17 protein-coding genes and 2 pseudogenes are annotated in these 21,029 nt (G+C 35.3%); 1 reads left to right on the forward strand and 18 read right to left on the reverse strand.

All coding sequences use genetic code 11. The features are described 5' to 3' along the window. Nucleotides 1-2: 2 nt before the first annotated feature. The 7 genes and pseudogenes from QM911_RS02200 to QM911_RS02230 all read right to left on the reverse strand — a co-directional run bounded on the left by QM911_RS02200 (nucleotide 3) and on the right by QM911_RS02230 (nucleotide 8,465). Complete coding sequence (locus QM911_RS02200; protein ID WP_414312968.1) at nucleotides 3-617, reverse strand: hypothetical protein; 615 nt, start codon at nucleotides 615-617, stop codon at nucleotides 3-5. 49 nt (nucleotides 618-666) lie between these two features. Then, nucleotides 667-831: pseudogene (locus QM911_RS02205) on the reverse strand (restriction endonuclease subunit S); the annotation flags it as partial. Nucleotides 832-1,147: 316 nt separating this feature from the next. After that, nucleotides 1,148-2,371, reverse strand: coding sequence for a nucleotidyltransferase domain-containing protein (locus QM911_RS02210; protein WP_414312969.1), 1,224 nt, complete (start codon nucleotides 2,369-2,371; stop codon nucleotides 1,148-1,150). A gap of 1 nt (nucleotide 2,372) precedes the next feature. Continuing rightward, complete coding sequence (locus QM911_RS02215; RefSeq protein WP_414312970.1) at nucleotides 2,373-3,326, reverse strand: pentapeptide repeat-containing protein; 954 nt, start codon at nucleotides 3,324-3,326, stop codon at nucleotides 2,373-2,375. Between the two features lie 113 nt (nucleotides 3,327-3,439). Beyond that, nucleotides 3,440-3,547 (reverse strand): annotated as a pseudogene (locus tag QM911_RS02220) (adenine methylase); the annotation flags it as partial. 152 nt (nucleotides 3,548-3,699) lie between these two features. Further along, the gene (locus QM911_RS02225) at nucleotides 3,700-5,565 is read right to left on the reverse strand and encodes a P-loop NTPase fold protein (protein WP_414312971.1); all 1,866 of its coding nucleotides are present in this window, start codon (nucleotides 5,563-5,565) and stop codon (nucleotides 3,700-3,702) included. A gap of 245 nt (nucleotides 5,566-5,810) precedes the next feature. Next, a complete protein-coding gene (locus QM911_RS02230) occupies nucleotides 5,811-8,465 on the reverse strand; it encodes a DEAD/DEAH box helicase family protein (protein WP_414312972.1) in 2,655 nt (884 codons plus the stop codon). A 136-nt stretch (nucleotides 8,466-8,601) separates the two neighbouring features. Between QM911_RS02230 and QM911_RS02235 the strand changes: the two genes are divergently transcribed. Then, a complete protein-coding gene (locus QM911_RS02235; RefSeq protein ID WP_414312973.1) occupies nucleotides 8,602-9,222 on the forward strand; it encodes a TVP38/TMEM64 family protein in 621 nt (206 codons plus the stop codon). 284 nt (nucleotides 9,223-9,506) lie between these two features. On the opposite strand, the gene QM911_RS02240 is transcribed toward QM911_RS02235, so the two are convergent. From QM911_RS02240 to QM911_RS02290, 11 genes are all read right to left on the reverse strand, one after another. Continuing rightward, nucleotides 9,507-10,661, reverse strand: coding sequence for an MFS transporter (locus QM911_RS02240; RefSeq protein ID WP_414312974.1), 1,155 nt, complete (start codon nucleotides 10,659-10,661; stop codon nucleotides 9,507-9,509). 239 nt (nucleotides 10,662-10,900) lie between these two features. Continuing rightward, nucleotides 10,901-11,827, reverse strand: a complete 927-nt coding sequence (gene ftsX / locus QM911_RS02245; RefSeq protein WP_371620412.1) for a permease-like cell division protein FtsX — start codon at nucleotides 11,825-11,827, stop codon at nucleotides 10,901-10,903. Then, nucleotides 11,820-12,512 carry a cell division ATP-binding protein FtsE gene (ftsE, locus tag QM911_RS02250; protein ID WP_000022259.1) on the reverse strand — a complete coding sequence of 231 codons (693 nt, stop codon included), beginning with the start codon at nucleotides 12,510-12,512 and terminating at the stop codon, nucleotides 11,820-11,822. The genes ftsX and ftsE overlap by 8 nt, the downstream gene beginning before the upstream one ends. Before the next feature lie 15 nt (nucleotides 12,513-12,527). Continuing rightward, nucleotides 12,528-13,623 (reverse strand): peptide chain release factor 2 gene (gene prfB, locus QM911_RS02255; RefSeq protein WP_414312975.1). Its coding sequence is split into 2 segments (ribosomal slippage): nucleotides 12,528-13,550 and nucleotides 13,552-13,623, totalling 1,095 coding nucleotides; the frame shifts between segments, so codons are not numbered across the junction. Between the two features lie 283 nt (nucleotides 13,624-13,906). Next, a complete protein-coding gene (locus tag QM911_RS02260) occupies nucleotides 13,907-14,116 on the reverse strand; it encodes a hypothetical protein (RefSeq protein WP_414312976.1) in 210 nt (69 codons plus the stop codon). Between the two features lie 72 nt (nucleotides 14,117-14,188). Next, nucleotides 14,189-14,995: a LicD family protein gene (locus tag QM911_RS02265; RefSeq protein WP_414260248.1), complete on the reverse strand. Its 807-nt coding sequence runs from the start codon at nucleotides 14,993-14,995 to the stop codon at nucleotides 14,189-14,191. Continuing rightward, nucleotides 14,996-15,799, reverse strand: a complete 804-nt coding sequence (locus QM911_RS02270; RefSeq protein ID WP_414312977.1) for a LicD family protein — start codon at nucleotides 15,797-15,799, stop codon at nucleotides 14,996-14,998. It abuts the gene before it with no gap. Nucleotides 15,800-15,808: 9 nt separating this feature from the next. Beyond that, complete coding sequence (locus QM911_RS02275) at nucleotides 15,809-17,296, reverse strand: oligosaccharide flippase family protein (protein ID WP_414312978.1); 1,488 nt, start codon at nucleotides 17,294-17,296, stop codon at nucleotides 15,809-15,811. Nucleotides 17,297-17,530: 234 nt separating this feature from the next. Further along, nucleotides 17,531-18,568 (reverse strand): prephenate dehydratase, encoded by a 1,038-nt coding sequence (locus QM911_RS02280; protein WP_414312979.1) that lies wholly within the window; start codon nucleotides 18,566-18,568, stop codon nucleotides 17,531-17,533. Next, on the reverse strand, nucleotides 18,561-20,027 hold the full coding sequence (locus tag QM911_RS02285) for an O-antigen polysaccharide polymerase Wzy family protein (RefSeq protein WP_414312980.1): 1,467 nt from the start codon (nucleotides 20,025-20,027) through the stop codon (nucleotides 18,561-18,563). Before QM911_RS02285 ends, QM911_RS02280 begins: the two co-directional genes overlap by 8 nt. 15 nt (nucleotides 20,028-20,042) lie before the next feature. Further along, the gene (locus QM911_RS02290; protein ID WP_414312981.1) at nucleotides 20,043-21,029 is read right to left on the reverse strand and encodes a glycosyltransferase family 2 protein; all 987 of its coding nucleotides are present in this window, start codon (nucleotides 21,027-21,029) and stop codon (nucleotides 20,043-20,045) included.

Consider the following 21,029-nt stretch of genomic DNA (forward strand, 5'->3'; position numbering starts at 1 on the left):
ATTCACCATTTAATCACATGTTGTTCAATATTACTATTAACTGATTTATCTTTTTTAGAAATTTCTAGAATAATTTCTCTATGAATTTCTTTTATTTTCTTAATCGCCATCCCTCTACTAAATACTGGAGAAATTATTTGTTCAGCAATAATAAATTGTACTTTTGAATTAACTAAATCTTGATAATACTCGTAATCAACATTTGGAGGTGTCATAATAGGAGCCCATACGTTCCTGTGATCTGTTAAATGTAGCTGATTTTGAACATCATCTTCTGACATATGAAAGTTTCCACCAAAACCATAATTCATTTTACTTTTTCCCAAAACTAATATATTACAATGGTTTGGTTCATTTACCACTCTGTTACCTAATAAAAGCCATAAAAATTCTAGAAAATCTTCGGCGCTTGGACAGTCATCTTTATCAAAAATACCTTTTTTATTTAAAATATCTACAGCATTACCTGAACCAGTAAAACCTACCAATACATTTTGATTTACCTTGAACACTTTAGAGTATGTATTACTTACAGTTTCACCTGAATCTTTGCTAAGACGCGTATCTCCTGAAATAATTGCGAAATTTTTAAATACAGTTCCAATTACACAAGACAATATTCACACACCTCCTTGATAGCATTTTATATAAAAGTTTTTAAATTCCCTAGCGCTCCACCTTCACCTGTCCATTCATCAGCATTGGCAAGAGCCAATCGCGCAATTGGGTGAGTTCTTGATTTAAATTTTTTGAAATCTGTTGTTGTAACATTATAGGTTGTAGTTGGGTGTCTAATTTTGAAATAAAATCAATTGGCGGAACTACAATGCTAATATGGCTAACCAAGTTCATGAGTAACGTTCCCGACCTGTATATAAAATCATGTAATAATATCCAAACCTGTAAATTAAAATCAGATATATATTCACGTAGTCTGTTAACGTACATAACTCTATTTATTAATTTCATTTCGAATTATAATTCTAGTTATGAATGATTTCATAGTAGAAAAATTCGCTTAAGCTTCTTCAGTGAACGCCCAAATCATTCCATCCATATCTAATGAAAGCTTAAAATTTTGAAGATTATCAATTTATTGTATTCTCCATTTACCATCTATAAGTTTAGTTAAAGTTGTATTTTTATATTATTTAAAAGTATTACCTCTTATATTTCTGTATCTCTCTAAATCCTCTATAAATGTGCTATCAATTTTAGATTCTAATTTTTTTTGCCATTTATCTAATAACTTTATATTGGTTTTGGTCAATTTTTTTATACTCATTAAAATTTTTAGAAGTAATTTATTTAATGAAATTTCAGATTTAGACATGTTTCTTATTGTCATTAAGTCAGGAAAATCAATAGAATAGTTATTTGATTTTTTCTTTATTCTTTCGATATGATTTAAAATTTGTAATGTCAAAGAAAAAAATTCATCTTTGTTATAATTTTCGATTAAAAATTCAATATAATCAGTTCTAATAGAATTTATTTCTAATTTATATTTTGATTTACCATATTTTTTTAAATAAAAATATATATCTCTTTCTAAATCTGTAAAAACTTCAAATGATGTATACAAATTTCTAGCATTATTATCGTCAATTAAAAAATAAAATCTATCTATTGTATCATTAACACCTATTTCGTTAATTGCATAACATACTAGCTCTTCAACCTTCTTCAAAATTAATTGAAAATCTTCAATGCTAGGTAGTTCAACCCTGGGAAAACCTCTCCTAAAATAGGATCTGTATTCCAATAGTTTACAATACTCTTTAAATTCTAATTCTAATTTTGAATTCTTTATCGATTTGAAAACTTCCAATTTCCCGAACTTACACTTTTCTTTACATTGCTTATAATTTAAGAGTGTTAATGTATTCCTTGTAATCATACTAAGTATACATAGGTCAAAATAATTGATCCCATTTAACTCAATACTTGCTTTTGTTTTAGTCAACATTCTTCTATACAATAAAACATCTTCTGCTAGCCCCTTAAAGTCTTTAAGATTATTGAAATAGTATTCTTTTGTTTTATCTCTTGAAGAGTATATCAATAGACCTTCGTTTTTCAAATGATGAATAAACAACGCTCCAGAGTCCAACAAATTTTGAAATTTATTGTTATCGTATATAGAAATATCTAATTTTTGAGAATCATATATTGAAGATATAACTTTCAATATTTTTTCCTCATCTCTAGCTTGTAATTCATATTGAACCACTATCAAAACATCTATATCTGAATATTCATTTTTTTCCTTAGTAATTGAAGAACCATACAAAAAAATCGCATCTATTTTTTTTGTTAATCTATTATCTTTTATCAGTTCTCTTAATTTTTCTACATTTTTAGACTCCAATCTATTTTTCCACCTTTCTATAAAATGCTGATGTAAGCAATGCTAAACTCACTAATCCTAAAAGATTCTCAATTATCATAACTGCACTAACGACCATATTATTAGATTCATATTCATTGTTAAGCATCCAAGTTTTAAAACTCAAAAAAATTGAATTAAGACAATTTTTATCATTTATACTAAAATATATAAAAGAGAATATTAATATTCCAAAAATCATAGATGTTACTATTCTGTGAATTTTTATTCCATATCCCCAAATAATATTATTTGTCAATGATGATATTAATTTTAAAAACACACTAAATTTATTAAGTTTTTTATCCTTCATATATTCATTATAATATTTTTCATTCTGATACATTTTATTGCTATTTTTTTTAGCTTTTTTCCAACCAATCAAATGTTTGAAAAATTGCCTCTCTTCTTTTTTATATAATAAAAAAAGTTCATCAGCTTCTTTTGCATTACCTTGCTGTAGTTCATTTTTGTACAATGACTTAATAAGATTCATAGCTAAATTAGGCTCATCGGGTTTGTTTTTTAAAATATTTTTATAATCAACAATACAATCCTCAAATCGTACATAATATAATTTACAATTCTTAAATTCTGCTTTTTCTAAATTTACATTTTCAAATACAGTCCCTGTAAAATCCACATTTAAAAATTTAGACTTTCTCAAATAGCTATTTTCAGATATATGTGAAAATTTAATTTCCGAATCAACAAACTCACAGTTCTTTAATGTCAAATTCTTAAAATCCACTTTTTCTAAGTTCACATTACTTATTTTTTTTACTGAATTTCTACCAAAATTTTCAATAATTCTTCTTTCACATCTAGAGTTATCTAAAAATTTTTTAAGTTCATGATTCCCTTTTATCTCAATTTTTGATTCTTCTTTTTTAGTTTGTGACGTTTTTTTTATTTGTTTACTTTTCCTTTTACTCATTAACATCTCCATTTTATTTTTGAGATAACTATAATATAATAATTATTATTTTTAACCTTGTTTTACCAATCGTGTCTTTTTTAGTTTAGACATGTGAGTTCCTCCTTTATACTTATGTGCTGCTTAAAATCCCAACCATCTACAGCTCCACAAACATCGTCCGCAATTGCCCAAATTTTACGATGCCGTTCCTTGCGCTCTGCACTTTCTTTGTTTGCCATTTTTACTTTCTTTAATTAATGTATTATCCTTTTTATTTTATCATATTTTAAGAAAAACCACTCGACCAAAATAGATCGAGTGGGGCAGATAAATTATTTATTATAAACTTCAGAAATGAGTTATGAAATAGAAAATATTAAGTCTGGTACGCCTACTCCCTTTGTCTATGTTCTCCATCTATTTTTTCTACAAACGTAAATCCTTTTGATTTCAGTTGTTCAAGTTTCGGACGAATCTTTCTAATAACATCCTCTCTATAATCTTCAAGTTCATAAGGAGGTTCAAAAGCGTATTTACCTATCCAAAGAGTATAAGTCTTGTTTTCTGGGATAATATCAAAATCAAAATAATTCTCATCAGTAGACAGAATTCCTTGGAATTTCCAAAATGATAAGAATTCCTTATCTCCAAAATAATCAATTGCATTCCATATACTACTATCCCATTTCTTAAATTGTCCAAATTTATTAACTGAACTAAGATAAGTCAATAAGACTATATCTTTACGCTTTAGCTTAGCAAAATTTTCATTATTTATTTCTAGGTTTTTATAGTGACGTCCCAAATCATGGAAGGTCAGCACTCTATGTTTTTCCATAAAATAAAGGATTTCAGACGGATCTAAACCTTCTTTTCTCAGAATGCTTTCCCAAAAATTCACAATGATACCTATTATTTCCTCACTTAAAGGACTATTCCTCTCATATCTGGGAATTTCTTCATTTAATTTTTCTCCAACAATATAGTCCATTGTAGGGCTATTATAAGATTTCATAGACTCTTTGATGGTAATATGTAGTAATCTTGCTTTTAGTTTTTCAGAAAAAGATTTATATTCACTTGAAAGATATTGATAAAAATCTGTGTTATGGTATGACTCTCTTAGTTCTCTTGATAATTTCTCACTATCTGTTTCAAGCAATATGTCCAACTCCTCTTTTGTACGATTTATAGATTCTTCATAAAGAAAATAGCCTGATTTATTCTTTTTATAACTTGGTGGATATTGGTTGAGGTCTGATTGCTGAATGTCAGACAATATTTCTTGTATGCTTTGTCCAAATTTGAACATCTCTTTAATTCCAGTTTTTTCATCTTCATTTACTCTTATTTCCTCATTCTTCAATAATTGTTTATATAATTCAGGATAAAAAAGATAGGCATAGATAATCCAAAGTTGCTGTTCCTCTTGAACATGACCTAGTTTACCCCTTGAAAGGAATTCTTGATTGACATAGTCATTAAAATGATTTCTATCCCTCAAGTTTCTATTTTCAAAGCTAAACCTTCTCCAAAAATCATCTGACAAACTAGTATTCAGTTTTTTGCTTAACAACTCAAAATAATCTTGCCAAATATTTGATGAATGAAGGACAAATGGTAACTCTATCTGTCTATCAATAATTTTAGAAAGGAAATTATTATCGTTAAGGTGAACTTTCTCAATATCCCCAACAAAAACAATTGGAAGCTTACCATTAAGCAAGCTAAAAATTTTATAACTCTCCTCTTGTTGTTTATTAGACATTCGATCAAAATCATCAATAACTAGAACTTTTCGAGCTAATGAAAAATACTTAAATGTTAACAAATAACTGTAAAACCCATCAGATTTGATTTTGAAAAATTGATAAACACCCACACTCAAAGCAACGATTCCACCAAGTGAAACCACCCAAAAATCAAAAAATTTGCTTAATCCTAAATCAACAACATTCGTCATTAAAATAGAAATCGCAACACATAAAACTAAGCAAGTCCTTAGAAAAATGTATATAAACGGGTGCAATTTTGAAAAAACAATCTCAATTGTTGAGCGGTTATCATTTAATCTCCAAAAATCTAACGTTACTAATTTTTTATTAGTGTTCTTGTCAACTTCAGCTAAAAACTCCGTTTTGCCAGAACCCCAGCTCCCATTTAGGAAATAGGTTTTATTATCCTCTAGCAATTTGGCGACATTTTTAGCCGCAACTGAAGTATCAATGTGGTCTAACTTAATATATCTATCATCCATATTGACTCTTTCTAAAAAAAAAAATAATTTACTACCTTATACTTTTATCAAAATTATAACACGAATCCAATAAAAAATGCCTTTAGATAATAATATGCCTAAAAGCATTTATTTTATCCTGATACAGGTATAGCCTATTTTACTTTAACTTTCTTCTCCTTCTTACTCGTACCACCCGTCTCTTACTGTCTCTAATTGTGCTTATACTTTAAGAGAATTTACTTATTTATCTCTTGCAAACTTTCCTATTTCAAAGCACTTTTGACCTTCTTCTTGGTGATGAGGCGGTCATTTTTGTTGGCTAGGGATTTGAGTCTAGCTTCGAGCAGGATTTTTCGGCCTGCTTCGTTACGGGTGTAGAGCAGCTGATAATCACCTAGCTGAGGGGCGACTGCGTCTAGAAAGAGCTGTGCATCTTCCTTACGTTTTTCAAAGAGGCTAGGGACTACGAAATACTTGGACTGACCTGCTGGTGCTTTTTTAGCGACTAAGAGGTAGCGTTGATTGTCCACGGCTGCAAAGAATTCACCCAAGGTCTGAGAAAAGAGTTCCTTATCTCTCATACTGCCCCCCTTAAGATAGGCAAAAATGCTATAACTTTCCTTATCTTCCTCTACCTGCACGCGCGACTGGTCATCGGACAAATGCCCCATCTTTAGCATGGCATTACGAATACCTTCACCCGCCTGCCGTAGGCGTACATAAGGACTCCTGTAAAAGAAATAGCGAATCACGGTGTAGGCTAGAAAGAGGATGCTCAGTCCAAACAACCAGCGAATACTAGTTCCACGGACCCTAAAGATATAAAAGAGGAGATTGAGGGCCGTTAGCATAAAGGAATAACGGAGCCATTTTTCAGCATCAACAAGAGTGAGCAGAGGGATCTGCTTGCGATCTGTTGCTACCTCATTGACAATCTCTAGCTTATCCGCAACTACCAACGCCTCCTGCCATTTTTTGCGAAGGGTGGTACGGTCCTTGGACAATTCCTTGATTTTCTGATTATAGGCTTGAATCTTATTTTTCTTAAAGGGTGGTTTAGGGAAGTCCAAGCGATCCAGACCTGTCTCGATGGTATCCTCCTTATAGGATAAACCTAGAAAATGCTCCATACGACGAATTAGACTCAGTAAATCTTGATAGGGATTATCCTTCTCTACTTCCTCTTCATTTTCCTTTTCCCACAAGAAAAGATTTTTTGTATAGGGTTTGATAGCGACCAGATGCCAGATATTGCTGGTCTTATCTGGATGCCCTGGCCAGATACGGATAGCACGGCCCCGCATCTGATTGCTGAGCATAAAGCTTCCGACAAAACTTCCTAAGATGAGAGAGTTGACGCAAGGCGCATCCCATCCTTCTCCCAAGAGAGACTTAGTGCCGACCAAGACCTGGATGGCACCCCTCTGAAAGAGTTCAGTTACAGCCCCTACCATCCCTTTACAGGTTGAGGGGAAACCTACCTGAAGATAGGCATCTGGATCTAGTTGACCAATAGCTGAGAAGGTCAAAGCGACTGTTGGCAAGAGTGCTTGGAGTTCCTCCCTAACACTAGTTGGCACGATAACCACACTTCCCGAAAGGACTGCTATAGGGACAGAAAGACCTTGCTTTTGTGCACTTCTGCGAATGGTTTCAAAGTAAGGTAGGACACCTAATTGAGTGATGGGTGCCTGATCATCCCCTAGATAGTTAGCAAAGTCCTTACGAATATAGTCTGCTAGGACTAGTTGTCTCAAGTCTTTTCCGAGGCTAGCATACTCGGTCGCAAAGATATCAGCAATTCCAGATAATTTCCCCAATGATTGGTTGAGGATTTGATCATTGGCCTTGGATTTGACCAAGAAAACCTGACGTTTTTCAATCAGTCCTCTTGATTTCAGTTCTGCTTCTATTTTTTTCTTTGTCTCCTGCGAATCCTCATACCAGTCAGGAGTTTGATAGAGAAGGCCTTGCAAGAGAACTTCGAGCCAGTAGTAATTGAGGGCAGGCAAGCCTTCAGCTCCCAGTAAATCTTGTAGATGCTTGGGAATTTCCAGCTTTTGCGCTTGTAGATAAATGAGGAGAGCTGAGAGATACTTGGGATCCTCAAGGAGCATATCCGCAGAAATTTCCCCTTTGAGAACTTTGGAACTTCGAATCAACTCTTGGAAGTCAGGATCAACGACTAGTTGGCTGACATACTGCCACTTGGTGTCTTCAAACTCTTCCAAGCGCTTGTCCTCTTCCTTAGTCGGAAAACAGATATAGACAAAGTCCTGATGAGGGCAAAGAGTGTCTTCCTTGACCAGTTCTGGCACTGTGATTTCTTGGTCAATCTCGCCACACATCTGGAGATAGCGTTCCCAGAGTTCTGGTTCACTGTCATAAGGCGGTGTCGCAGTGAGAGAGATAACTTGCAGTTGTTGGTAATTTTTACGGAAGTCTTCTAGGCTTTTCCACCATTCATTTCTCAAATGATGGCATTCGTCCAGACAGAGGGTTTCAACGCCCCTTTCCTTGAGGCTGGCAAGCATGTCAAATCCGACATAGTCCTCAACATCGCCATTATCCTCTTGGGATTGTACCTGTTGCATAGCGCTGTGAAAAGCTTGGTAGGTGGCGATGGTAATTTGCTTCATGTCCTTGAGATTTTGGGACACGAGATTTGTGACTTGGTCCTCATCCTCTAAAAAGGCCTGGCGAATCCTATCCACCCATTGTTCCCGAATGGTAACCGTCGGTACCAAAACGAGGGCAGGCTTATCAAAGCGAGCAATCAACTCAATCCCAATGGTTGTTTTACCAGAACCTGGTGCTGCCACCAAGTGGACATGGCCGTCTGCTTGGTATTCTTGGAAGTTATCCAAGACCTGCTTTTGATAGTTGCGCCAAGTGCCATTAAACTTCAATCCTAACATGATTTTCCTCATTCTAAGCTGTCATTTTCTTATTCCCATTTTACCATACTTGAGACTAAGTCACACGAAGTTTCCCATATAGTCTTTCTCCTTAAAATATGGTATAGTAGAATCATACTACACAAGAGGAGTTTACATGTCACACGATAAACAAATGAAAGCTGTTTCTCCCGTTCTACAGCAAGCAATCAATATTTCTTCCATCATCGGTGGAGTTGGTACTTTGATTTTCTGTATCTGGGCCTATCAGGCTGGAGTCTTGCATTCTAAGGAAACCCTATCTGCCTTTATCCAACAGGCCGGTATCTGGGGGCCACCACTCTTTATCTTTTTACAGATTTTGCAGACGGTTGTTCCTATCATTCCTGGTGCTCTGACATCCGTTGCCGGTGTCTTTATCTACGGTCACATTATTGGAACTATTTATAACTATATTGGAATCGTTATTGGTTGCGCCATTATCTTTTACCTGGTTCGCCTCTACGGAGCACCCTTTGTTCAGTCTGTCGTCAGCAAGCGTACCTATGATAAGTACATCGGTTGGTTAGACAAGGGCAATCGCTTTGATCGATTCTTTATCTTTATGATGATTTGGCCGGTTAGTCCAGCGGACTTTCTCTGTATGCTGGCAGCTCTAACCAAGATGAGCTTCAAGCGTTACATGACCATTATCATCCTGACCAAGCCCTTTACCCTGGTCGTTTACACATACGGCTTGACCTATATCATTGATTACTTTTGGCAAATGTTCGCCTGATCACTAAAAAAAGTTGATCAAAAACTCAATTTTATACTCAATGAAAATCAAAGAGCAAACTAGGAAACTAGCCGCAGGTTGCTCAAAGCACTGCTTTGAGGTTGTGGATAGAACTGACGAAGTCAGTAACATATATACGGCAAGGCGACGTTGACGCAGTTTGAATTTGATTTTCGAAGAGTATTATCAGAAAATGAAAAAAATAAAACGCATAGTATCAAGGTTTTCAACACCTGATAGTATGCGTTTTTCTGATTGTAAAGATTTTTTCTCAACCTCTTTTGTTAAGCTTCTTTTTTCAATAGGAGAGAAACAAGGACTGATGTCGCAATCATCCATGCTCCTAGAATAATAAAGGTCATTCGACCATCTGTAGTCACCAAGCCAATTCCTGAAAGAACAAATGGTGTTAAGGAGGCACCAAAACTACATCCCAAAACCGCATAGGAAGTTGCTTTGTTGAGAAGCTTTGCTGGGATTCTCTCAGAAATTAACTGAAAGACTGTCGTAAGGGCAATGCTATAGGCAAATCCTCCTAAGACAGAACCTGCAACGACAACCCAGATAGAAGGGGAAAGAGCAATGATGATTTGCCCAATACCAAAGGTTACACCCGCAACCAATAACAATTTTTCCTTAAAGGCAGAGATGAGGAAAGAAAAGCTAATTCCCGCCAGAATCCCAATCAACTGCATGGCACTGAGTACCAGACTAGACAATTGAGCATCTCCAAAACCTGCCTCAATCATGAGACTAGGAATACGGAAGGTAATGGCCGTATTGGTACATACAATGACTGCAGCACCGACAGCTAGGAAGAAAATCAGCTGTAGCATGGAGCGAGTTAGTTTCGCTACTTCTTCTGTCTTTTGCTTGGACTCATGAACTTCTTCTTTGTTATAAGGGACAAAGAGAAGGAAGAGTACAAGAACCACTAAACCTGCTACATAGGCTAAGAAGGTTGCAGTCCATCCAAAGGCCAAAAGCTGACCGACTGTCAAGGTCAAGATAGAGGCTCCCACCACCTCAGCTGAACCACGAAAACCAAGCATCTGGATACGAGTCTTGCCATGGTACCGTTCACTGATGATAGAGATAGCCTTGGCGTTAAGCATCCCCACTCCAATCCCAAAGAGAAGACGAGTGGCAAAAACAAAGTAGTATCCCTGATACCAGAAGGGAGCTGTTCCACTGATTGATAAAATCAAAAGTCCCAAGGTCAACTGAAGTCGTTCAGGAAAAATCCGTTCTAAAACTCCATTTAAAAGGAGCATGGCCATAATCCCAAAGGATGGAAGGCTGACCAAGAGCTCGACCTGACCAGTCGAATAGCCCTGATAATAGTCAAACATGGCTGGTAGGGCACTTGATATAGAAAATGATGTGATCAATACTAACGACAGGGAAAGTATACTCACTTTTTCCAAAAATTGTTTCATTTTATCCTCATTCATTATTTATGTTAAGTCAAAAGAGCTAGATATTACTGTAGAAATAAAAGATATCTTTCATCTAGTCCCTATCACTCTTTTAGCAAAAAGGTCCTTTCCTATCATACACTGTTTCCCAAAAATTGGCAAGCAACTGCTTTCTAAGTTCAACATAAAAAGTAGGACCATCCGACTCGGTCAAGCCTCGATGGTATCCTACTTTTATAGATTTTAGTAAACTATCTTACTTAGATTTTCAAGAATCGACGCATTGAGATTCCTGAACCAAGTGAACCGATACAGATTCCAATGAGGAACAAAAGACCAATCATCAATGGAATAAAGGTATCTGGGGTAATCAAGGATAGGTTTTGTCCAACCAAGGATGGGTTGACAGATTGGAATACTCGGTTATAGATAAAGTAAACCAAAACTGATGGAAGAGCTGCTCCCAACAAACCAATAAATGCACCTTCTAGCAAGAATGGGCCACGGATGTAGCTGTTTTTAGCACCAACCAAACGCATGATTTGGATTTCACGACTACGTGAAATGATAGTGATACGAATGGTATTTGAGATCAAGAAGACCGCGATGAAAATCAAGAGTCCTGCAATGAACAATCCCCAAACACGGATGAAGGAAGCCAACTTGAAGAGACGCTCCGTATTGGCACCACCGTCTTGAACCTCAGAAACTCCTTCGATTTTCTTAGCTTCTTCAGCGACTGGTTTCACATCACTTGGTGAATTGGTATCGACGATGTAGGCATCATGAAGAGGATTGGCATCTCCTTCAAAAACCTTCCACTCGTCACCCATGGTTTCAGTCAGCTTTTGGTACTGCTCTTCTTTACTTGAGAAAGTTACACTTTTAACAGCTGGCATAGACTTGAGGGCATCATAAACCTTGTGGTAATCATTGTTTGTAACTGTTTGCCCCTCTTTGACAATGGTTTCACTATTGTCTTCAACGTCTTTACGGACATAAACCATGACGCGGACGTTGTTTTCGATATCCGTTGCCAATTTTGCAGTATTAAAGATAACTGACGCAAAAATAGCAACCAAGGTCAAGGTAATCATTACTGAACTGACAGCAGCAATGGTCATCCACCCATTACGCTTTAAACTCTTTAAAGCTTCGAATAGATGGCGGAAAAATCTACTAATCATCGTATCCGTACTCTCCTTTCGCTTCGTCACGAACCACACGACCATTCTCGATGGCAATGACACGGTGGCGCAAGGTATTTACGATTTGGCTGTTGTGGGTCGCCATCAAAACAGTCGTCCCTTGGAGATTGATACGCTCCAAGAGGTTCATGATTTCCCATGAGTTATCCGGGTCCAAGTTACCTGTTGGTTCGTCGGCAATCAATACCTTAGGATTGTTTACGATAGCGCGAGCAATGGCGATACGTTGTTGCTCACCACCTGATAATTCATTAGGGAATGAACGAACTTTGTGCTTCAAGCCAACAAGATCCAAAACTTCCATAACACGTTTTTTGATATTACGACGGCTTTCACCGACAACCTCCATTGCGTAAGCAATGTTCTCATAAACAGTTTTCTTTGGCAAGAGCTTATAATCCTGAAAGACGACGCCTACGTTTCTACGCAAAAGCGGGATATCTCTCTTTTTAATCTTAACAAGATTAAAACCTGCAACCTGCAAACTTCCTTTTTCAACTTTAACTTCACGGTACAAGGCACGGATAAAAGTTGACTTACCTGCACCTGAAGGACCTACGATATAGGCAAACTCTCCTGGTTCAATGTTCACAGAGACGCCACGTAGGGCTGTTGTCCCGTTGTCATACTTTTTGACAACATCTCTCATTTCAATGATCGACATGTGACTTCCTTTCTTTTAACTAATACGCCATTTTAGATAGGCATCGATGAAACCATCTAGGTCTCCATCCATAACCTTATCTACCTGCGCAACTTCAAAACTGGTACGGTGATCTTTCACCATGGTATAAGGGGTGAATACATAGGAGCGAATCTGGCTTCCCCATGTGATTTCTTTCTTATCCCCCTTAAGGGCATCTACCTCAGCAGCTTTCTTTTCCTGCTCCATTTGATAGAGTTTTGCCTGGAGCATCTTCATCGCACGATCACGGTTTCCGTACTGAGTACGGTCAACAGTTGATGCAACGACAATACCTGTCGGAATGTGGGTCAAACGGACACCTGTTGAAACCTTGTTGACGTTTTGTCCACCTGCTCCACCTGAACGGAAAGTATCCATCTTGATATCATCTTCTCGGATGTCAACTTCAATCGTATCATCCAACTCTGGCATAACTTCTACAGAAGTAAAGGAGGTGTGACGACGCTTAGCTGAGTCAAATGGTGAGATACGTACCAGACGGTGAACTCCCATCTCTGACTTGAGAAGTCCATAAGCATTTGGGCCTTCAAAAGACAAGGTCACTGACTTAATACCTGCTTCATCACCAGCTTGATAATCCAAGACTTCAACCTTAAAGCCTTTAGCGTTCCCATAACGAGTATACATACGAAGAAGCATATCGCCCCAGTCTTGGGCTTCTGTTCCACCAGAACCTGGGTGAATCTCTAAAATAGCATTATTATGATCATAAGGCTCTGACAAGAGCAGAGTCATCTCGTAGCTAGTCATCATCTGATCTAGCTCAGCTAACTTCTCCACCAACTCATCTTTAACAGACTCATCCTCTGCTAAAAAGTCTAGTAAGATTTCAGCTTCATCCTGCAACTCCTCCATCTTGTGGAAAGTATTGTAGGTATTTTTTAGTTCATTTAATTCTTGCGACATTTTTTGGGCCGCAATATTATCGTTCCAAAAATCAGGTTCTGTCATTTTGTTTTCCAAAATGGCAATTTCTTCTTCTAACCCTTCGAGGTCAAAGAGACCCCCTAAAAGAAGCTAATTTTTCACGATTGGCGTCAATTTTTTGACGAATTTCTGAAATGTCCATATATACTCCTTTTTTGTATCGTTTTATTATACCATAATTTTTCTTATTTATCTAATCGGTGTTTTTTAAAATTTCTTATCAAAATATTTCTATTTGAAGACGAGAGGGCTATTCTCAATCATTTAGTGTGTGAGAAATAGAAAACATCTCAGAGCAGATCAAGTTTCTTATCCAAAAAACATTGATCGATTCTCTGAGATGTATATAAATACTATTTTAAAAGAAAAGTATCTGACAGAGCTGAACGTAGCACCTAATTAGCTTTCTAGCAAAGCAACTAAGATTATCCTTTATCTGCCTTCAAAGTCGGTTTTGTTTCAGCGGCTTCATCTTTTTCAGTCGCTTCTGCCGATTTTTCTTCCTTCTCTACTGGCTTATCAGCATCCTTCTTAGGCTCTTCTTGACTTCCCTGAACATCTACTTTATCAGGATTCAAGCTCCAAATGCCATCTTGATTGACCTTGTAGCCATCAGGTGTTGTTCCATTTCTCAATAAGGAACCATAGCTCCACTAATCGCAATTTATTTCAATACATCGAATTTTTCATTTGCAATACATTTACACTTACTTTCGATAAGCCTTTATACTATGGCTATACCACTCCTGCATTTCTTTTGATGGCGGAGTCATATAATCTCCATACATCTGGGTTAAAAAGGCATCGTAGTTCTTTGGAATAGGCACCATGCGACCTTCAAACTCTGTTAAAATCAGTTCTTTTAAGGTTCCTGCTGGAAAGACTTCTTTCATTTTTTCTTTTCCAACTCCAATGGCTCCTTCATAAGCAGGATTGTCTGTCACACTATTTTTAACTAACTCATCTATTTTCTTATAGAAATATCTCGGATTAACTAGTCTGAGAGGATACCAGGTACACAAGCGAAGGAAATCTTTTAATTTGCTATCTCCGTGAACCGCACGTTCTTTCTTGATATAGGCAAGCTGACGCAAAGCAACATATTTATAGCTCTTATCAACGATGCTCAAATCTGAAAATTGATCGATTGGAAAGACATCAATGAACAAACTAGTGTCATGGCGCTTATATTTTACGTTATCTTCAATTACAGTAGATGTATCTAAAATAGCTGCAAAATTATGGAAATACCATGAAGAGGTATCGTAGGAAAGAACACGATAAACAGGATGATTATCCTCTTCAATCGCTTTTAATAGACGCTCATAGTCTTTTCTATACAGTGAGATATCGATATCATCATCCCAGGGAATCATTCCCTTATGACGAACAGCTCCCAGCATGGTTCCATAGCTGAGGAAATAAGGAATATCATTTTTCTTACAAATTTCATCAACATAGTCCAAAATACCTAGTTGAATTTCTTTAATCTCATTTTTTTCTAAGTACTGCATTTAATCCTCCAATTTATAGGCTTCAAATTCGTGACTATAAAACTGTTTTTCTTTTGGTGGGAGAGTCATATAATCACCATAATACTGCTTCAAAATAGCATCGTATTGTTTCGGTGCTGAAAGCATCAGATGTTCGAAAGGGACTTCAATTAAATCTTCAAAAACTTCTTTGGCAAAGACTTCTTTTTCCTTAAACTTGGAAGGAATAAAAGCAATATATTTACCATCTTTTACCCTATACTTTTGAATTTGCTGTTCAATTTGACTCGCGAAATAACGGGGAGAAATAGGACGAAGTATAAACCAGAAGAAGGAACGAATCAAGTCTTTTAATTTACTATCTCCATAAACAATATTCTTGTGCTTACTGAAGGATAATAATTTAAAACTTTCCAACTTATAGCACACATCGATAACTTTAGTATCATTGAAAGAATCCATTGGAAAAATATCAATGAAAATTCCAGAATCATAAGTTTTTGTATTTCGTGTATCCACTATTCTCGTTGTCGAATCTACAATCTTTATAAAATTATTATAGTAGTGATCATCGGTTTCCAAAGCTAAAATCTTATATTTCGATTGTTCTTGATGAAATAACTGGATAAAACGTTCGTAGTTTTCACGTGTCATAGAGAGGTCTATATCATCATCCCAGGGGATAAAACCCTTGTGACGAATAGCTCCAATCAAGGTGCCATAATTGATAAAATAATCAATATCATGCTTTTTACAAAACGAGTCAATAAAAGCTAAAATATCAAGTTCAATTTGTTTAGCCTCTTCGATACTTAATCTTCTCATCTATTCCTCCTAAGATTTTTTAATACGTTTTTTGAGCGAGATGACATGACCTAAAAATTCATAAAAGATACTATCTTTGGTCCAAACGAGCAAACCAATGTAGCTAAGAGCTGATAAGACCATGATGATCACCATATTGATCAAGAAAGGTAGGTTGATAACCATTTTGACCGGATAAACAAGATTAACTAAAAAGTAGATCGGAACAAATGTCAAAGCGAAAAGAGAATAACGCACCGTATATTTGAAGATATGTCCTAGATTAATGAGCTTGGTCTTATGAATAAAGATAATGTAAAGTATTAGGAGAAAACTTTCCGATAACATCGTCGTAATCAAATAATACTCCGGTGTAATAATATTATTAAAGTAGAGGAGACTATCAAGAACTAGGTTTAGTCCACCAGCAAATAAGGTATAAACTGTAATTCTTTTTTCAAATCCATTTGTAAAGAGAATTTGAGAGCCTAGAATAGTATCTAGGGCAAGAATAATCGTGCGAAAAGCAAAGAGGGATGTTAAGATGCCACCACCAATATACTTCTCACTACCATACAAAAGGATTGCATTTGGCCCTAAAATCATCAATCCAAAACTAAGTGGAATGATGAAGAAGTTGAAAATGCGACTTCCTCGATTCACCAAATTTACATACTCTTCTTTTTTTCCAATACCTAGATAGTAGCTCAAGCGAGGAACACTGACTCCAATCGCACCTGTAACAACACCTGCGATAACCGTTACAATCCGTTGTGCCATCGTATAATAACTGACATTTACATCAACTCCGGTTTTTACCAAAAAGAGACGATCAAGGAAGGTGAATAACATATTGGCATTGGCAAAGATCAGCATGGCCGTCAGAGGAAGAAAGAGAGGTTTAAATTCTTCCAAAGAAACCTTAACAAACTGGATATCTCTTTTAATCCAAAAATAACTAATGAGATAATTGATCAGAGTTGAAAGACTCATAATCAGTGTATAGATAACAATATCATGCTCATTTTTTACAAACATGAAGATGGATACCAACATGAGAATACGGATGAAGGCTGTTTTATAAAATAAAAAACTATAATTTTCAAGAGCTTCATTCACCCATTCAATCGAGAATATTTGTGCAATGAGTTGAACACCCATTACCAAAAAAATCTTTTTGATAACAGGATTACTATTAAAGAATAAAGGATACGATAAAAGATAGACGGCACTTGTAATAATCGTACAAGCTACACACAAATAAAAAAGACTTGAAAAGACTTTATTTAATTCCTTCTTATTATCTTTTACATTACTAATAGCTCGAAGTCCATAATTATAGACTCCATAGGTTGCAAAGGGTAAGAAAAAAGACAGGATGGTATCAACAGAGTTGAAATAACCATAGTCTGTTCGATCTAGAACACGCGCAACATAGGTACCCGTCAAAATTGGGAAAATAATATTTAAAACACGAATCCCCATATAAGCCAGGGCATTTAATTTTATACTTTTCATTCAATTTACCTCGTTGATTTATTATATCATAAAGTTAGTTAAAAAAACCTATTTGACTGGGAAATCTGTTCCTCAAGCCATGTTTGTCCTCCCTGACGAAATCTTATTCAAATCCTCTAGGAAATCTTTTCTACAGTATTCTGTCAAATCTGATTTTTTCCAAAAGACAAAGGAGGACCATTCGAGTCCTCCTTTGTCTTGGATGATTTTTAATTCTTTATGTATATCAAATCATTAGAGTGCAAAAGTAATCACACCTAAAACTGAACGGTTTAGATTTCTCACTTCTTGCATACTTTCTTCAAATTTCTTATAGCGAGTAACACCATATTCTTCTACAAAAAGGACATTCTCAAATGCTAAAAGATCTTTGACATTTTGCAAGTTAACAAACTGAACACCCTCAAGATTCAATTTGTATTCTGCTTGTAATTTATTCAAAATACGATTATCTGAACTTACGATTGCTAGTGGTTGACCTTGACACTTGTAACTCAATAGTTCAGAAAGATTTTCAAGCGTTGTAATAGTTGAAACGAAGTCTACTTGATAAGCAGAGAAATCGCCTGCACGATTGATAGTTGGGTTGAAAAGGTAAATTAGAACATTCGCCATGATCACTAGGATAACACAGAGAATACCAATAATCACTAAGCGCAAGATAAGATTTTTCAAGTTAAAGCCAAGAGCAACTTCTCCATTCGGAGTCAATTCTTTAGAGTTAACTGTTTCAAGTTTTTCAATCTTAACGTCTGTATAGGTAGACTTGAATTTGTCAATTAATAAATCAAACTTGCTTTCAAGGAAATCATTTACTTCCTTACTTGGAGTTAAAATTTTAACAGTTACACCTGCATCATCAATCAATGGGTTAATCGTTAATTTTTTTGTCCAATAGTCACTTGCAGAATTCTTCAATGCTGTTTCTGTAGTATCTAAATCTTTTGCAATTTCTTTCATCTTATCAGAATCAACATCATTGAAAAGAAAGGCACCATTGAGATTACCATCAATTAGTTTTGCATAGAAGTCACTATAGCCACCAACTTGATGATTCAAAATTGTTTTTGATGATGTTTCTGGAGCAGTTATTTTATAGGTGATATAAGTAGAATAACTAGTAGAATCTTTGACTGTATTTTTATTTTTAACAGCTTTTAAAGTAAATGGTACAGCTATGAGAGCAAATAAGGCTAGTAAAGCTAGCAAATTCACTTTACGCTTTTTATAAAGATTTGCGAACAAATCAGCTACAGAATAATGTTCAAACATGTATTTCCCCTTTTTTAATTAAGTGATGATTTTCTTTTGTAAGCATTTTTGCCACGAAAATGATAATTAGAACAATTCCCCAGAATTGCATTGTAAAAAGATTAAAGAAACTTTCTGAGAAGCTACTTCTAGGCATAAAGAATAAATTATTCAAGATTAGCAAAGATAATGCAAATAAGATTGTTCTTGAGCGATAAGCTACTTGCAGCATAGCTATAAAGAGCATACCAAGTAAGATACTTAGTAGAAATAGTCCCAACATACCATAATCAGTATACAATTCCATGATATAACTACTTCCAATACCATGGCCTCTTAAATATTCTTTATTTAGAACAAGATAAGATAAATTGTGGGCATAACTATTACTGTCAATCGCTAGTTCAATACTATTTGTCGTATGTTCAAATGGTTTGGCACCAAATATGATTCCGATACTACCTCTCGCAAAATAGTCAACAACCGGACCAAAAGTGAAATTTCGGAAGTCTCTATAAGGGAGACTGCTATTGTACAGGAATCCTCTAGCTAAAACTCCAAAACTAGTTCCTTGTTTATAAATGAAATCGAGTAATAAATCAAAAACTCCACTATGGGACACTTGAGCATTATCACGAACATAGTTTAATGCTCCCATCGCAAGCATGAGAAGAGGTGTTCCAAGATAAATAGCCATTTTTTCTTTGAAACCGATCCATTTACCTTTCTCCGTTTGTTCGCGCATAAAGTAGTAAACAAAGGCAAAAATCAAACTTAGAATAAAGGGATTTCTGGTACCAATTACTAAGTGAATCAAGTTAGCCGCGATATAGGCAACTAAAACCATTGTCGCATGTGACTTTTTAGGTTTGGTTGCTAAGTAAACACACATGGCATAAACCGTGAAAGTCGATAAGATATAGGTAAAGTAGGGCAATTGACTTTCAAAATTTGCATAATAATTGTAATAAGAAGTTTGCAAACGGTATAGCAATCGCTCAAATAGTCTAAGAAAATAAAATGGATAGGTGAGTAGAAATACACTCAATGAAACAAAACGTAATTTTTTTATATAATTGATATTTACTGTTTTTTCTACTTTTACAGGAGCCTTGCTTTTTCGAGCAAGATAATAATTCGCTATAAAGCCACCTATAGTCAATCCTAAGATAGAAACAATGACAACTAGGAAAGCAAATCGATAGGCAATTGGTTGGTAGGTGTCTAGCGCTCCATCTCTGAAATAATCAATAGTAGGTCTAGAAACTAAAAATATAAAAATTGTAATAAAGAATATAAAGTGAATCAAATAATATTTGATATTATTCCAGCAAAGTAACAGACTACTAATTAAAAGTAAAAGTAAAGTTGTCAGTAGTCCAACGTTATTACTGGTGAACAAATAAGCAAAACCGCTTATTATGGTTATGATATAACTAAAAATTGTAACAGTTAGCAAAATTCGTTTGCCATCAATCATCTCTACCCTCCTTTTCTAATTAATTTTTTTCGATTGCTCAATATTTTTGAACAATAATATTCTATACAATCTTACATTTACAAATAGTGCTAAAGCACTAATACGTCTTCCTTTTCTAAAAATGGTATTTTTAAAAATAGCAAAGGCATGTTTTTTCAAATAGCCATAAATCCTTGGATATTCTTTAAACCCTTTGAAATTATCATCTAGAAGCATTTTATCCAAGATAAAGAAATGTGCATATGCAAGTCTAAAAAAAGCTACTTCTGTTAAGTTTGGATATTCCTTAACGACTTCAGTATAAAATTTTTGATAAATATCAATGTAAGCCAAGTCTTTTTCCGCATATGGTTTGGTAGTAATACTGTCTCCTCGATGGAAATAATAATAGTATGGTTTGGTATTAACAACATACTTTTTAGCTACTTTAATGAGATCAAAATGATAGTAGGCATCTTCATAAATCAAGCCTTTTGGAAAAGTTAACTGTGCTGCAATTTCCTTTTTGATGAGTTTGTTACAAATAGTACCAGGTATTTTCTCACCAATTAAATATTCTCTAAGGAATGTTTCGGTATCACATACAAAATAATCATCCTGATTTTCAGTTTGTGGACTCTCACTATTGGCATAGACATTCATAACACCACAGCTGGAAACGTCAGCATCTTCTTTGATTAATTGTTGATATAAGCTAGCAATCATTTCAGGATGAATATAATCATCCGAATCTATAAAAATAACATAGTCCCCGTGCGCTTGCTTCAATCCATCATTTCGAGCTTGAGATAAGCCTTCATTTTCTTTGTGATAGACCAAAACTCTTTCATCTTGCTCAGCAATTTGTTCACACAAGCGACCACTTTCATCTGTCGCCCCATCATCAACAAGAATAATTTCGAGATTTTTATAGGTTTGTTGCTGAATGGATGCTATTGATTTTTCAAGGTATTGCGCCACATTATAGACTGGAACAATGACACTAATTAATGCAGTTTCCAT

Source organism: Streptococcus infantis, assembly GCF_047460825.1.
In the GTDB taxonomy this organism is placed as follows: Bacteria; Bacillota; Bacilli; order Lactobacillales; family Streptococcaceae; genus Streptococcus; species Streptococcus infantis_V.

What these genes read in the sequence shown, in the direction of transcription:
- QM911_RS02235 (WP_414312973.1), top strand. Translation starts at nt 8,602, where the DNA reads ATGTCACACGATAAACAAATGAAAGCTGTTTCTCCCGTTCTACAGCAA.
- ftsE (WP_000022259.1), bottom strand. Translation starts at nt 12,512, where the DNA reads ATGTCGATCATTGAAATGAGAGATGTTGTCAAAAAGTATGACAACGGG.
- QM911_RS02290 (WP_414312981.1), bottom strand. Translation starts at nt 21,029, where the DNA reads ATGGAAACTGCATTAATTAGTGTCATTGTTCCAGTCTATAATGTGGCG.
- QM911_RS02230 (WP_414312972.1), bottom strand. Translation starts at nt 8,465, where the DNA reads ATGTTAGGATTGAAGTTTAATGGCACTTGGCGCAACTATCAAAAGCAG.
- ftsX (WP_371620412.1), bottom strand. Translation starts at nt 11,827, where the DNA reads ATGATTAGTAGATTTTTCCGCCATCTATTCGAAGCTTTAAAGAGTTTA.
- QM911_RS02280 (WP_414312979.1), bottom strand. Translation starts at nt 18,568, where the DNA reads ATGTTTGAACATTATTCTGTAGCTGATTTGTTCGCAAATCTTTATAAA.
- QM911_RS02225 (WP_414312971.1), bottom strand. Translation starts at nt 5,565, where the DNA reads ATGGATGATAGATATATTAAGTTAGACCACATTGATACTTCAGTTGCG.
- QM911_RS02270 (WP_414312977.1), bottom strand. Translation starts at nt 15,799, where the DNA reads ATGAGAAGATTAAGTATCGAAGAGGCTAAACAAATTGAACTTGATATT.
- QM911_RS02215 (WP_414312970.1), bottom strand. Translation starts at nt 3,326, where the DNA reads ATGAGTAAAAGGAAAAGTAAACAAATAAAAAAAACGTCACAAACTAAA.
- QM911_RS02275 (WP_414312978.1), bottom strand. Translation starts at nt 17,296, where the DNA reads ATGAAAAGTATAAAATTAAATGCCCTGGCTTATATGGGGATTCGTGTT.
- QM911_RS02265 (WP_414260248.1), bottom strand. Translation starts at nt 14,995, where the DNA reads ATGCAGTACTTAGAAAAAAATGAGATTAAAGAAATTCAACTAGGTATT.
- QM911_RS02240 (WP_414312974.1), bottom strand. Translation starts at nt 10,661, where the DNA reads ATGAAACAATTTTTGGAAAAAGTGAGTATACTTTCCCTGTCGTTAGTA.
- QM911_RS02285 (WP_414312980.1), bottom strand. Translation starts at nt 20,027, where the DNA reads ATGATTGATGGCAAACGAATTTTGCTAACTGTTACAATTTTTAGTTAT.